Here is a 13,310-nt window from a genome sequence, read left to right on the forward strand (position 1 = left end):
TTGTATACCGCGCAGCCTGCGATGGCTCAGATCGCCTTGTCCGCGCCGGGTTCGAACGCCGTTACTTCGGGCCCACCCCATCGCGCCATCCTGCGGCTCGCGCTGCCGACCGTGGCGGCGATGCTCACCCAGAGCATCGTCAACGAGGTCGACATCGTCTTCTTCGCGCACCTGCCGTGCCCCGAGTCCTCGAACGCGCACGCGGCGCTCTTGCCGTCGCTGATCGTCCTGTGGCTGTTCGGGGGCTCGCTCAGCGCGATCTCGGTGGGCACGCAGGCGTTCACGGCGCGCCGCTTCGCCGAGAATCGCCCCGGGGACGCCGGCGCGGTCCTCGCGAACGCCCTGTTCTTCGCGATCGTCGCCGGCGTCGTGTTCTCCGCGATCGGGTACCTGACGATGCCGTACATCCTGTCCGTCATCATCAAGGTGCCGGACGCGCGGCAGGCGGCGCTCGACTACCTCGGCTGGCGCCTGCTCGGCGTGACGTCGATGGCGGCGACGTTCGCGCTGAAGGCGTTCTTCGACGGGATCGGCAAGACGCACATCCACCTGATCTCGGCCCTCGCGATGAACGGGCTGAACATCGTGCTCTGCCTCCTGCTCATCTTCGGCAACGCCTCGCTCGGCATCCCGAAGTACGGCATCGCCGGCGCGGGCATGGCCGGCTTCATCTCGACCTACGTCGGCCTCGCGATCATGCTCGCGTACGCGCTCCTGCCGGAGTACCGGCGCCGCTACCGCCCGTTCGCCACGAGCAAGCTCTCGGCCCCGCTCGTCTGGTCCATCCTCCGGCTGTCGATCCCGAGCGCCGTCGCGACCGTCGCGATCATGACGGGCTTCGCCCTCTTCTACGCGATCGCCAGCAAGCTCGACCAGGTCGCGCCGGCGGGCGTCGTCTCGCCGCTCTGTCCCGGCGGCCGCGCGGAGCCGGTGTACGGCGCCGCGACCACGGTGATCGTCGGCATCCTGAAGCTCACGTTCACGGCCTGCCTCGCCTTCGGCACATCGACGGCGACGCTGGTCGCGCAGTCGCTCGGCGAGAAGGACGGCGACAAGGCCGCGCGCTTCGGCTGGACCAGCGTCCGGCTGGGGCTCGCGATCTTCGGCGTCGTCGGCCTGCTCGAGGCGATCTTCGCGCCGCAGATCCTCGCGTTCGCCAGCAGCAGCGAGCTCGTCCAGGCCGCGGCGCTCCGGCCGCTCCAGATCATGGGCATCTGCACGCCGCTCGTCGCGGTCGGCATGATCCTCACGCAGGCGCTCTTCGGCGCGGGCAACACGATGTTCGTGATGGTCGTGGAGCTCATCCTGCACTTCACCTGCCTCGTCCCGCTGGCGTGGCTGCTCGGCATCACGCTCGGCTTCGGCCTGATGGGCATCTGGGGCGCCGGCGTCGTCTACGTGGTCCTCCTCGCCGCGACCATGGTGTGGAAGTTCCGCTCGGGGGACTGGAAGAAGATCCGGCTCGACGCCCAGAAGCCCCTCGACGAGGCCGTGCTCGGCGAGGGCGGCGGCGGGGCGAGCGCGTAGGCGCGCTGAGCCGACCGGCTCAGCGCGGGAAAGCGGCGGCGTTCCCGCCGTCGACGGTCACGACGCAGCCCGTCGTGGCCTCGGCGGTCGCGAGGTAGAGGAAGGCCTGCGCCACGTCCGCCGCGGTGGTCTCGCGCCGGAGCAGGTTGTCGCGGAAGTAGTCGTCGACCGAGACGTTGCGGGCGCGGGCGCGCGCCTCCAGCAAGCCGGCGCCGAAGAGCGCGGTGCGGATCCGGTCGGCGTTCACGGCGTTGGCCCGGATGCCCTGAGGCCCGAGGTCCACGGCGTACTGGCGCATCAGCGAGACGAGCGCCGCCTTGGCGACGCCGTAGGGGCCGAAATCGGGCCCCTGGTTGAACGCGCTCTTCGACGCGTTGAACAGGATCGCGCCGCCTGAGCCCTGCGCGAGCAGCACCCGCGCCGCCGCGCGGGCGACGTTCTGGTGGCCGAGCAGGTTCAGCTCGAGCGACGCGCACAGCGCCTCGTGCCCCTCGGACGTGTGGAGGGATCCAGAGAACGCGCGGCCGGCGTTCGACACGACGACGTCGACGCCGCCGAAGTGCGCCGCGCACTGCGCGAACGCGCGGTGCACGCTCGCCTCGCTGCGCACGTCGCAGGCGACCTTCATGCAGCGGCCGCGGTAGCGGCCCCCGAGCTCGGCGGCGGCCTTCTCGAGCGACTCCTCGTCGCGATCGGCCAGCGCCACGTGCGCCCCCGCGGCGAGGAACGCCGCCGCCGTCGCGTGGCCGATCCCCGAGGCGGCGCCCGTGATCAGCGCGATCCGTCGATCGAGCTGGCCCCGCGGGCCTGCGCCGAGCTTCAGCTTCGCCTGCTCGAGGCTCCAGTACTCCATGTCGAAGAGATCGAGCTCCGGGACCGGCTGGTACCCGCCGAGCGCCTCGGCGGCCTCGATCACGGAGACGGTATGGGCGTAGACGTCCGCGACGATCTCCGCCTCGGCGCGGGAGCCGCCCACGCACAGCGCGCCCGCCCCGGGGAACAGCAGCACCCGCGGGAACGGATCGAGCTCGTCGCGGACGACGCCCCGCGCCGCGCAGGAGCGGCGGAAGTACTCGTGGTACTCGTCCACGTACCTCGCGATGGCCTGCTCGACGGTCGCGCGGAAGCGCGCCGTGTCGGTGATGTCGTGGCCGTGGATGACGAGCGGCCGCGCCTTGGTGCGGATGACGTGATCCGGCGTGGCGCAGCCGATCTGCGAGACCCTGGCCAGATCGTCGCGCGCGCAGAACGCGAGCAGCTCCAGGCCGGTGCGGAGCGTGCAGACCCAGGGGCGCCCCGACGCGCGGGCGAGCGCTCCGCGGACGACCGGCCCGATGGCGGCCCGGAGGTCCGGATCCGCCACGACCGTGGGGTGCGAGACGATCACGCTGCGCTCGGCGATGTAGTGCTCGGCGCGCGTGACGGCGTCGATCATGCGCGTGTAGCTCTCCTCGGCGGTGTCTCCCCACGTGAAGACGCCGTGCTTGTCGAGGATCATCAGCGACGGGAGCGCCCCTCGGGCGAGGCGCTCCCGGACGAGCTCGGCGACGCGGCGGGCGAGCGCGAAGCCGGGCATGACGTACGGCACGAAGAGCGCGCCGTCCCCGTAGATCGCCTGGACGACCTCGGCCGAGCCGGGCTGATCGATGACCGCGAGCACCGCGTCCGCGTGCGTGTGATCGACGAACTTCGCGGGGATGATCGCGTGCAGCAGCGCCTCGACCGACGGCGTCGGGCTCGCCGGATCCAGCATCTGGCCGCGCAGCAGCGCGACCATCTGCTCGTCGGTCATCGCCTCGAGCGCGCAAGCGCGCTGGAGCGGCGCGAGGCGGCACGCCGGGAAGCCGCGCGGCTCGATGGTCGCGAGGTCCCACCCGCTGCCCTTGATGAAGAGCACCTCGACGCGATCGCCGAGCAGGTCGACGGCCGTGCTCTTGACGCTCGTGTTCCCGCCGCCGTGGAGGACGAGCGACGGATCGGCGCCGAGCAGGCGCGAGGTGTAGACGCGGAGGGCGAGATCCTCGCCCCAGGTCGAGGCGTAGGTGTCGAGGGTGCGCTGGGCTTCGTCCTTGCTGTGGCGAGGATCCATCGATCGGCCGCCTACCCCAGCGGCGGAGGCGCCGAAAGCCCGCCGCTCAGTAGCGGTAGTTCTCGGCCTTGAAGGGGCCCTCGGCGGGGACGCCCAGGTACTTCGCCTGCTCCGTCGTGAGCTGGGTCAGCTCGACCCCGAGCTTCGGCAGGTGCAGCGCCGCGACCTTCTCGTCGAGCTTCTTCGGCAGCAGGTGCACGCCGATCGTGTGCTTCTCGGTCCACAGGGCGATCTGCGCGAGGACCTGGTTGGAGAACGAGGTCGACATCACGAACGACGGGTGGCCAGTGGCGCACCCGAGGTTCACGAGCCGGCCGCGCGCGAGGACGATCAGCCGCTTGCCGTCCGGGAAGATGAAGTGATCGACCTGCGGCTTGATGCTCTCCTCCTTGATCTCGGGGTTCTTCTCGAGCCACGCGATCTGGATCTCGGAGTCGAAGTGCCCGATGTTGCAGAGGATCGCCTCGTCCTTCATCGCGATCATGTGCTCCGCCCGGACGACGTCCTCGCAGCCCGTCGCCGTGACGAAGATGTCGCCGACCGGGGCGACGGTCTCGAGGCGCTTCACCTCGTAGCCCTCCATCGCCGCCTGCAGCGCGCAGATCGGGTCGATCTCGGTGATGATCACGCGCGCCCCCAGGCCGCGCAGCGACTGCGCGCACCCCTTGCCGACGTCGCCGTAGCCGCACACGACGGCGACCTTGCCCGCGAACATCACGTCGGTGGCCCGCTTGATCCCGTCGCCCAGCGACTCGCGGCAACCGTAGAGGTTGTCGAACTTGCTCTTCGTCACCGAGTCGTTGACGTTGATCGCGGGCACCTTCAGCTTGCCCGCGCGGTGCATCTCGTAGAGCCGGTGCACGCCGGTCGTCGTCTCCTCGGAGAGCCCGCGGATCGGGTCGGCGCCGGTGAAGAGCTCCGGGTGCTTCTCGTGGGCGACGATCGTGAGATCGCCGCCGTCGTCGAGGATCATGTTGGGCCCCTTGCCGCCCTTGAAGGCGTAGAGCTGCTGCTCGATGCACCAGTCGTACTCCTCGAGGGTCTCGCCCTTCCACGCGAAGACCGGGATGCCGGCCGCCGCGATCGCCGCCGCCGCGTGGTCCTGCGTCGAGTAGATGTTGCAGCTCGTCCAGGTGACCTCCGCGCCGAGGGCCACCAGCGTCTCGATCAGCACCGCGGTCTGGATCGTCATGTGGAGGCAGCCGGCGACGCGCGCGCCCTTGAGCGGCTGCGTCGGGCCGTACTCCGCCCTGAGCGCCATCAGCCCGGGCATCTCCTTCTCGGCGATGCGGATCTCCTTGCGACCCCAGTCCGCGAGCGTGATGTCGGCGACCTTGTAGGAGAGCTTCTTCTCAGCAGTCATGGTGTCCCTTTGCCTTTTCGGTGAATGCGCTTGTGCGCGCGCCGCGCCAGCCGACGAGCAGCTGCCAAACCAGGTGTCGATCCGGGCCTTCGCCCTGCCATGCGGACGGCAGCCGCCGGAGCTCGACGCCGGAGAGCCCGGCCTCCTCGGCGAGGCCTCGGAGGTCGCCCGGCGAGAAGCCGAGCCAGATGTCCGCCTCCTGCTCCCGGAGGGCCTGATCGTGGTGCGCCTCGTAATCGAGCACGCACACCGCGCCCCCGCGGGCGTGAGCGTCGTCGCCGCGGCCGGGCGCGGCCGGCCGCGCGAGCTCGACGAGCGCGCGCATCGCCTTCGCCGGCTGAGGCGCGTGGTGCAGCACGCGCGCCGCGAAGACAACGTCGGCGCCCCCGGAGAGGGCCTCGCCGGCCTCCGGAGGATCACCGCCGAGCGCGCGCGCCACGGCCCGGATCACCTCGGGCCCGTCGATCTCGCCGCACACCAGCTCGACGTTCTCGAGGCTGCGCCGCCGCAGGCGCTCCCCGGCGAGCTGCAGCTGCGCGCTCGCGCGATCGAGCGCGACGACGCGATCGAAGACGGGCGACAGCACCTCGAGCAGCGCCCCGTCGCCGGTGCCCGCGTCGACCGCCAGCCGCCGATGGGGCAGGAGCGGCGCGAGGGCCGCGAGGTAGGCGGCGAGCTCGGCCGGCGGCCCCGGGCGCAACGGCCGCCCCCCGCGCGCGAAGAACTCGCGCGTCTCGGCGTCGCGCGCGGCCAGCACCTCCTCGACGCGCGCGAGCGTCCCGTCCGCCGCGCACGCGCGCTGGCCCGCGCGCACCGCGTCGTCGACCACGGGATCGGTCGTCGCGCGCGGATCCAGGCGGAGCAGCGTCCACGTCCCCTGGCGCCTGGCGAGCAGGATCCCCGCCTCACGGAGCGCGGCCGCGTGGCGCGAGATCTTCGGCTGGCCCTCGCGGAGCAGCTCGGCGAGCTCCCCGACGGCGAGCTCCTCCGCCGCGGCCAGGCCGAGGAGCCGCACCCGCACCGGATCCGCCAGCAGCCGGTACAGCTCGCACCGCGCGACCGCCTCCTCCGGCTGGGCCGGCGTCTCTGCGACCGAGACCATGGCTCATATATATGTGTTGATGCGCATGAATGCAAATAGTTTGAGCAAGGCCCTGAACGCGCTCGGTTCACCGAGAAGGCCCCCGCTGACATGCGTGGGCACCCTCGGGTCGCGCGGCGGAGCAGGCTCTCGTGCAGCGGGCAGCCGTGGCCAGCCATGCGCACGGGGGCGCCCATCGACGGCCGCCTCCTTACCGGGGCTCCTTCTGCTTCCTCTTCGATCGCCCCTGCCGTGGTGCGCCGCGGCTCCTGGCTCGCGCTGGGTCAACCGAACGAGCGGACGACCTTCTCCAGCTTCGCCTCTTCCGAGGAGCGGAGCAGGCCCACGGCTACCACGGTGAGGCGCTCCGGCCGGAACAGCGCGCGCGCGGCGTCGCGCACGTCGGCGACGCTGACGCGCGCGAGCTCCTCGTGCCGCGCCTCCGGGGTGCGCGTGATGTCGGCGAGCGCGGCGAGCCCATGGAAGCCGGCGGTCGCCTCGGCGTCGTCGAGCATCGCCTCCACCGACCAGAGGTGGCGGTCGCGCGCCTTGGCGAGCTCGTCCTCGCGCGGGCCGACCTCGGCGAGCTCGCGGAGCAGCGCGAAGATCTCCCGGACCACCACGGTCGCGCGGTCGTGCTGGACGCCCGCGGCGATGTCGACGACCCCGTCGTCCTCGTAGGCCTCGAACATCCCCGACACGTCGTAGCAGAGGCCCAGCCGATCGCAGATCCGCTCGTACAGCCGCGTCGACATGCCGTCGTCGAGGACGCGGAGCAGCATCTCCACGGCGGGCTCGCGCGGATCGCGCTCGCTCACGCCCCGGAACGCGATCCGCAGATCGGTCTGGCTCGACTGGTTCTCGATGAAGCGGAACCTCGGCTTCTTCTGCGCGTTGGGCGGCGGCGCGGCGGGCACCTGCTCGCCGCGCGGCATGGCGCCGAAGTGCCGCTCGGCGACCCGCGCGCACGCCTCGGGATCGAGCCGCCCCGCGAGGCAGAGCACCGCGTTCGCCGTCGTGTAGTGCCGGGCGTGGTGGGCGCGCAGCATCGGCTCGTCGAAGCGATCGAGCGCCTCGATGTCGCCCGTGATGGTGAACCCGAGCGGGTGTCGCTCGTACATGAGCGCGCGCGCGTTGTTGTCCGCGTCGATGTCGCGCCCCTCGTCGTCGAGGTCCTCGAGGATCTCCTCGCGCACGATGCCTCGCTCGACCTCGATCGCTGTGAAGCGAGGCGACGTGGCCACCTCGCCCAGCAGGGCGAGCACCGGCTCCAGGTTCGTCGGCGGCACGGAGATGCTCATCACGCCGTGGTCGACGTGGGTCGCCGCGTAGAGCGTCCCTCCGAGGCGCTCGAAGGCGAGCGCCTGCGCGTGCGCGGTCGGCAGCGTCGGAGTACCCCGGAACACCATGTGCTCCAGGAAGTGAGAGATCCCGTTGTTCTGCTGGCTCTCGAACCGCGAGCCGACGCGCAGGTAGAGCGAGGCGACCGCCCGGTGGACGTGCGGTTGCGGTACGAGGACGACCTTGAGGCCGTTCGAGAGGACGACGTCGCGCGCGTCACGCAGCGGGAGCGACGTCATTCCCCCTCGTCTTCGAGCGGCAGCGGCGGCTCGCCGGAGCCGTCCTCGGCTGGCTTGGACTCCTTGAGGAGGTTCTGGTCGTACTTCACCTCGCTGCCGATCGTCGACTTCAGCCGGCGCACGTACCCGATGAGCGCGTCGTTCTGCTTCGCGGCGCGCATGGCCGACGTGTAGAACTCGCGATCCTTGTCCCACTGCTCCTGGCTCGCAGAGGTCTTCTCCTTGAGCTGGATCACCGCATAACCGTTCGCCAGCGCCACGACGTCCTTGGGCAGGTCGCCCGGCTTGTCGAGCTGGAAGGCGATGCGCGCGGCCTCGGTGCTGTCCCTCGCGTCGGCGATGGGCGAGCCGGAGACGTTGAACGGCAGGCTCGTCTCGACGGTGGGCCGGTTCGGGTGCGTCGCGATCGTGTAGGGGACTCGCGCCTCCCCGGCCTCGCCACCCTCCTTCGCGCCCGCGTCCTTGTTGCCATCCTGCTTCGCCGCGGCGGCCCCGCCGCTCGCCTTTGCGCCCGGCGCGGCGGCGCCCTCCTTCTCCTTCGCTTTCGCCGGCGTGAGCTGCGCCATGTACGCGGCGAGCGCGTCCTCCAGCGACTTGCCGCCCGCGGCGGCGGCGAGCACCTGCTTCGCGGCCTCGGCCGCGAGCCGCTCCGACTCGTGGGCGATGTAGAGGTCGCGCGCCGTCTCCTGCCGGCCGATCTTCTCGGCCTCGGCGTCCTTCGCGATCTGCTCGAGCTTGATCACGTGGAAGCCTTCCTCGGTCTCGATCAGGTCGGACACATCGCCCGCCTTCATCTCGAAGAGCTTGTCCTCGACAGGCTTGCTCAGGCGGCCCTTGGCCACGCATCCGAGCTCGCCGCCGCGCGCCGCGCTCGGATCGTCGCTCGCGCTGCGGGCCACGTCGGCGAAGCTCTCACCCTTCTTGAGGCGCTGGACCGCGCCCTCGATCCGCGCCTTCGCGGCGGCCTTGCCCGCCTCCGGCCCCTGCTCGGCCTCCTCGGGCTTCACCTCGACCGCGAGGACTCGGGCGACGCGGCACTCGGGCTGATACTGCGCTTTCCGCCCCTCCCAGGCCTTGTCGAGCTCTTCTTTGTTGTTGTCGGCCCAGGCCTGGATCGCCTTCTCCGACGTGTCCACGATGAGATCGCTGTAGAAGCGCCGGTCGAAGCGCACATAGGCGAGCGTCCTCGTGGATTTCTCGCGCGAGAACTGCTCGAACGCCTCATTCTCGCCGACCCGGACCCGCGCCCGGATGAGCTCGCGCATCCGGGCGGCGATGAGCTCCTTCCGCTGGTAATCGCGGAAGTCCGTGGGGCTCATCTTCGTGATGTTCCGGATCTGCTTCTCGTACTGCTTGTTGTCGAATTTCTTCGTTTGCCGGTTGCGGACGTCCAGGTAGCGAGTGAGGTCTTCCCGGAGGCTGAGGGCGTAACCGACCTGGCGGATCTTGTCTGCCGGGAGCGAGACATGCACCCTGCCAGCCACGAGCTCGCTCGTGAGCTCGTCGTCCGAGACGGTGATCCCGAGGCGCTTCGCGTCCTCGTTGAGGAGCCACCGCTCGTAGAGCCCCTCCGCCGTGAGCCGCCGGTAACCCATCGCCCGGAGGCGGTTTTCGTCGGGGCTCCGCATCGCGAGCAGGTTCTTCGACGCGTTGAAGTCGATGGAGGAGATGCAGCTGCCTCGGACCTCGACCGCGCAGGTGTTCCCGGCCGACTGCACGGGCCCCGTGCTCGGGCGGAACTGGACGATGAAGACGACGGCGATCGCGATGATGATGGCGGCGCCGAAGATTTGGCTCAGTCTGTTCACGAAGGGTTCGCTCCCGGGGCGTGCGCCGCTCGCTCTTCGAGCGGCCTCCCGCCTTGGCCTGGCGCGGCATAGCACGGCGTCGACGGCGTGTCTTTACGGCGGTCGGGAGCGGGGCTAGGGGCACATGCCATGGCAAGCTCGAAGTCACACCTCCCCGATTGCGGCCTCTACCTGACGACAAAGCCGCTCCCCGGACACGAGGACAAGGTGCCTGCTGGCACCATCGTCTCCTTCCACAACCACTCGGACAACGGTCTGCCGACGGTGACGACGCCCGACCACAACGTTCACAACCGCTGGCACTTCCACGGCCCTGCCGTCGCGTTCCGGGGCACGACGTGGGCAGACTCCCTGCAGCGCCTCCCCGCCGAAGGGTTCTACACGCTTCGCAAGGAGCTCGCGTTCGACGGCGGCAACTGGCCGAAGGGCACGCTCGTGCAGCTCGGTTACACGCAGGCGGGCATGCCTATCCTGTTCATCGCCCGTGTGCGTTCGCGGCTTCAGGAGAACGACCTCTTCTTCTCCGACAAGGGCGTAGGCATCAAGCGCGAGCAGCTTTCCCTGCTCGAGCCCGTCTCCGTCTTCGAGGAGCCGAGCGACGGCTCCGGCCACCAGCCCGATCACGCCGACGCGCACTGAGGACCGCCGTAGAGGGTGCATCCTCGTGCACCGCGCAGGACGCAGCTCCCGTCCATACTGAATATCGACCGGAGCTCACATTTCTGTCCCCGGGCACGGCGTGTGCTTGTAATTTTCTTTCGTGATTCGACGCAGAACCCTCACACCCCCGTCACTCCAGATTCCGCCTGAGCTCCTGGCCAACCGTCGCAGGAGCCCACGCCGTGAGCTGAGCGAACGGGTACGCCTGGAGACCGGCGAGCGCGCCGTCGCCGGCTGGACGCTGAACGTGAGCGTCGGCGGGCTCAGGGTGGTGATAGAAAATTCACTCGATCCCGGTACCGAGCTAACGGTCTGGCTCGACGGCAGAAGCCCACGTCCGGGTAGGATAATGTGGGTGCAAGACGAGCCCGATGGATCGATCGTTGGGGTGTGCTTCCTGGATGGCCTGGAGGGTCGGGAGGGCATCAACGGTCTGGGGGGCCTGGAAGGAGGCCCCTCGAGGTCGCCGCGATCGAGCTCCTGAGCCCACAGGAGCGCGCCGGCGCGCCAGAGCGCCACACGGGGTAGGCGCTGTCGGCTTGACGAGGCACCCGCAATTTTGCGATGGATGTTCCTGCTGACAGCTGGGGGTAGCCGGAAACCAGCGGAAGATGCCGACACCCGCGGAGATAAAGAAGGCCCTGCTCCAGGCCGGATTCGAGGTCTACCGCACCCGGGGCGACGCCGTGCAGGTCGCGGAGCGGGTGCGGGAGAACCTCCTCATGGACTCGGGGATCGTCGTGGGCGCCGAGCCGCTGCGGGTCGGGTTCGTCGTGCGCGCGCAGCGCAACGACTTCCCGGGTGCGGCGGACGAGCTGCTCTTCGAGCGCGCGCGCGGGATGGCCGAGCCTGCCGTGGCGCGTGGCTACACCGAGGCCGAGGCCGCCCTCCGCCACGTCCGCGACCCCGGCGACGCCGAGAGGACGCTCGATACGTGGTGCGAGGTCCACTTCGAGAAGCGCGTGGCGTCGCTCGAGCTCGCCGTCAGCGAGGTGGGGTTCGCCCTCTCGCTGGAGAAGACCGCCCTGCCGCGCTGAGCGGTACGCGATGCCCTTCGACCGCGCCGCGAGCCTGCTCGGGCCGTCGGGCCCGTTCGCGCGCGGCCTGGACGGGTACGAGGACCGACAGGGGCAGGTGGCGATGGCGAGCGCCGTCGAGCGCGCGCTCGCGGAGGACCGCATCCTCCTCTGCGAGGCGGGCACCGGGACGGGCAAGACGCTCGCCTACCTCGTGCCCGCGATCCTGAGCGGTCGCAAGGTCGTCGTCTCGACCGCGACGAAGGCGCTCGAGGACCAGATCTACACGAAGGACCTGCCGCTCGTGGCCGAGCACCTCCGGCTGGATCCGCGCGCGGCGCTGGTGAAGGGGCTCGGCAACTACCTGTGCCTGCGGCGCTTCAGCGAGCTCCGGACCAGCCCCGGCGCGGGCGCCGGGATCGCGGGGCGCTCGCTGCCGCTGATCGAGGCGTGGGCGCAGGAGACCGAGATGGGCGACGTCGCGGAGCTCGCCCACCTCGCCGAGGGGGATCCGCTCTGGCGAGAGGTCGCGTCGTCCAGCGAGACGCGCCTCGGCGCCTCGTGCGAGCACTTCGAGAGGTGCTTCGTCACGCGGATGAAGCGCGACAGCGAGGCGGCGCGCCTCCTCGTCGTCAACCACCACCTCTTCTTCGCGGATCTCGCGCTGAAGATCGCCGGAGCGCGCCGCGGCTTCGCCGGCGCCGGCGCGCTCCCGCCGTACGACGCGGTCATCTTCGACGAGGCGCACCAGCTCGAGGACATCGCGACGGGCTTCTTCGGCGTCCGCGTCTCTCGCGCGCGGGTCGACTCGATGCTGCGCGACGCGGACCGGGCCTTCATCGCGTCGGGCCTCGCCGATCGCATCCTCGGGCGGGGCGAGGGGACGGCGATCACGGCCGTGGTGCGCGAGTCCGCGGACGCGCTCTTCGATCGGCTCGCCTCGCTGGGCGGCGCCGCCGGCGGCGGGGATCGCGGCGAAGCCCGGAGCCCGCTCGCCAGGGACGCCTGGTCCGGCGAGCTGCTCGACGCGTACCACCGCCTCGACGACCACCTCGAGGCGCTCGCGGCGTACGCGAGCGCGAACGCGATCAACGAGGCGGTGCAGCTCGTCGGCAACCGCGCCGCGCAGCTGCGGGACGACGCGGCGCGGATCGTCGACCCCGCGACGAACCAGGTCACGTGGGTCGAGGTGCGCGGCCGCGCCGTCTCGTTCGGCGCGTCGCCGGTCGATCTCGGGAACATGCTGCGGGAGCACGTCTTCGAGCGGATCGGCTCCGTGGTGCTGACGAGCGCCACGCTGACGACGGGCGGCTCCGCCGGGGCGGGGTTCCGCTTCCTCCGCTCGCGGATGGGCCTCGACGAGGACGTGTCCGTCCCTGTCGACGAGCTCGAGGTCCCTTCGCCCTTCGACTACCCGACCGCCGCGCTGCTCTACACGCCGCGCGACCTCCCCGAGGCGACCGACGCGGCGTTCGTCGAGCGGGCCGCCGATCGCGCGGCCGAGCTCATCGGCATCACGGGCGGCGGCGCGTTCCTCCTCTGCACGTCGATCCGCGCCATGAACGCGCTCGCCGCGGCCCTCCGCGTCCGGCTCGGGCGCGCCGCGGCGGTGGCCCGCGCGGATGGGAGCGCTCCGGGGCGGCAGGCCCCGCTGCTCGTGCAGGGGGACGCGCCGAAGGGCGCGCTGCTCCGCCGCTTCCGCGCAGAGCGGCACGCGGTGCTCGTCGCGACGATGAGCTTCTGGGAAGGCGTGGACGTCCCCGGCGAGGCCCTGCGCCTCGTGATCATCGAGAAGCTCCCGTTCGCGGTGCCGACCGATCCCGTCGTCGCGGCCCGGTGCACGGCGATCGAGCAGGGCGGCGGCAACCCGTTCATCGCCTACAGCGTGCCTCAGGCCGCGATCACCTTGAAGCAGGGCTTCGGCCGGCTGATCCGCGCGCGCACGGATCGCGGCATCGTCGCGATCCTGGACCGCAGGATCCGCACGCGCGGCTACGGCCGCGTGCTGCTCGACAGCTTGCCCGACGCGCGCCGGACCGACCGCATCGAGGACGTGCGCGCCTTCTGGGCGGCCCACGCGGCCGACGCGGAAGCGGAGCGAGGCGGAGCGCCGGCGCGGACGTGAGGCGCGGCGCGAAGGGGCCGCGAGGCGAAGCGCGAGATGAGGCGCGCGCTCCGGCGACGCG

10 protein-coding genes are annotated in these 13,310 nt (G+C 71.1%); 5 read left to right on the forward strand and 5 right to left on the reverse strand.

Annotated features, from left to right (window positions below):
* Nucleotides 1-21 precede the first annotated feature (21 nt).
* Nucleotides 22-1,527, forward strand: a complete 1,506-nt coding sequence (locus tag WMF11_RS16510; protein WP_437978115.1) for an MATE family efflux transporter — start codon at nucleotides 22-24, stop codon at nucleotides 1,525-1,527.
* A 19-nt stretch (nucleotides 1,528-1,546) separates the two neighbouring features.
* Here WMF11_RS16510 and WMF11_RS16515 read toward each other — a convergent pair whose 3' ends face one another.
* The 5 genes from WMF11_RS16515 to WMF11_RS16535 form a co-directional block, all read right to left on the reverse strand.
* Nucleotides 1,547-3,616 (reverse strand): bifunctional aldolase/short-chain dehydrogenase, encoded by a 2,070-nt coding sequence (locus tag WMF11_RS16515; RefSeq protein ID WP_437552818.1) that lies wholly within the window; start codon nucleotides 3,614-3,616, stop codon nucleotides 1,547-1,549.
* Nucleotides 3,617-3,662: 46 nt separating this feature from the next.
* Nucleotides 3,663-4,979, reverse strand: a complete 1,317-nt coding sequence (gene ahcY / locus WMF11_RS16520; RefSeq protein ID WP_437552819.1) for an adenosylhomocysteinase — start codon at nucleotides 4,977-4,979, stop codon at nucleotides 3,663-3,665.
* On the reverse strand, nucleotides 4,969-6,081 hold the full coding sequence (locus tag WMF11_RS16525; protein ID WP_437978116.1) for an ArsR/SmtB family transcription factor: 1,113 nt from the start codon (nucleotides 6,079-6,081) through the stop codon (nucleotides 4,969-4,971). Before WMF11_RS16525 ends, ahcY begins: the two co-directional genes overlap by 11 nt.
* A gap of 263 nt (nucleotides 6,082-6,344) precedes the next feature.
* On the reverse strand, nucleotides 6,345-7,640 hold the full coding sequence (locus WMF11_RS16530; RefSeq protein ID WP_437552821.1) for a M16 family metallopeptidase: 1,296 nt from the start codon (nucleotides 7,638-7,640) through the stop codon (nucleotides 6,345-6,347).
* A complete protein-coding gene (locus WMF11_RS16535; protein WP_437978117.1) occupies nucleotides 7,637-9,448 on the reverse strand; it encodes a peptidylprolyl isomerase in 1,812 nt (603 codons plus the stop codon). Before WMF11_RS16535 ends, WMF11_RS16530 begins: the two co-directional genes overlap by 4 nt.
* A 129-nt stretch (nucleotides 9,449-9,577) precedes the next feature.
* On the opposite strand from WMF11_RS16535, the gene WMF11_RS16540 reads away from it, so the two are divergent.
* The 4 genes from WMF11_RS16540 (at nucleotide 9,578) to WMF11_RS16555 (ending at nucleotide 13,249) form a co-directional block, all read left to right on the forward strand.
* Complete coding sequence (locus WMF11_RS16540; protein WP_437552823.1) at nucleotides 9,578-10,087, forward strand: hypothetical protein; 510 nt, start codon at nucleotides 9,578-9,580, stop codon at nucleotides 10,085-10,087.
* 121 nt (nucleotides 10,088-10,208) lie between these two features.
* On the forward strand, nucleotides 10,209-10,592 hold the full coding sequence (locus tag WMF11_RS16545) for a PilZ domain-containing protein (RefSeq protein ID WP_437909334.1): 384 nt from the start codon (nucleotides 10,209-10,211) through the stop codon (nucleotides 10,590-10,592).
* A 127-nt stretch (nucleotides 10,593-10,719) separates the two neighbouring features.
* Complete coding sequence (locus tag WMF11_RS16550) at nucleotides 10,720-11,145, forward strand: hypothetical protein (RefSeq protein ID WP_437552825.1); 426 nt, start codon at nucleotides 10,720-10,722, stop codon at nucleotides 11,143-11,145.
* 10 nt (nucleotides 11,146-11,155) lie between these two features.
* Nucleotides 11,156-13,249 (forward strand): ATP-dependent DNA helicase, encoded by a 2,094-nt coding sequence (locus tag WMF11_RS16555; RefSeq protein WP_437978118.1) that lies wholly within the window; start codon nucleotides 11,156-11,158, stop codon nucleotides 13,247-13,249.
* Nucleotides 13,250-13,310 lie beyond the last annotated feature (61 nt).

Origin of the sequence: Sorangium sp. So ce295, assembly GCF_051527405.1 — a bacterium.
Taxonomy (GTDB): Bacteria; Myxococcota_A; Polyangia; order Polyangiales; family Polyangiaceae; genus Sorangium; species Sorangium cellulosum_B.

Coding starts and splice junctions, on each gene's coding strand:
- WMF11_RS16510 (WP_437978115.1), top strand. CDS start 22: ATGGCTCAGATCGCCTTGTCCGCGCCGGGTTCGAACGCCGTTACTTCG.
- WMF11_RS16530 (WP_437552821.1), bottom strand. CDS start 7,640: ATGACGTCGCTCCCGCTGCGTGACGCGCGCGACGTCGTCCTCTCGAAC.
- WMF11_RS16515 (WP_437552818.1), bottom strand. CDS start 3,616: ATGGATCCTCGCCACAGCAAGGACGAAGCCCAGCGCACCCTCGACACC.
- ahcY (WP_437552819.1), bottom strand. CDS start 4,979: ATGACTGCTGAGAAGAAGCTCTCCTACAAGGTCGCCGACATCACGCTC.
- WMF11_RS16525 (WP_437978116.1), bottom strand. CDS start 6,081: ATGGTCTCGGTCGCAGAGACGCCGGCCCAGCCGGAGGAGGCGGTCGCG.
- WMF11_RS16555 (WP_437978118.1), top strand. CDS start 11,156: ATGCCCTTCGACCGCGCCGCGAGCCTGCTCGGGCCGTCGGGCCCGTTC.
- WMF11_RS16550 (WP_437552825.1), top strand. CDS start 10,720: ATGCCGACACCCGCGGAGATAAAGAAGGCCCTGCTCCAGGCCGGATTC.
- WMF11_RS16540 (WP_437552823.1), top strand. CDS start 9,578: ATGGCAAGCTCGAAGTCACACCTCCCCGATTGCGGCCTCTACCTGACG.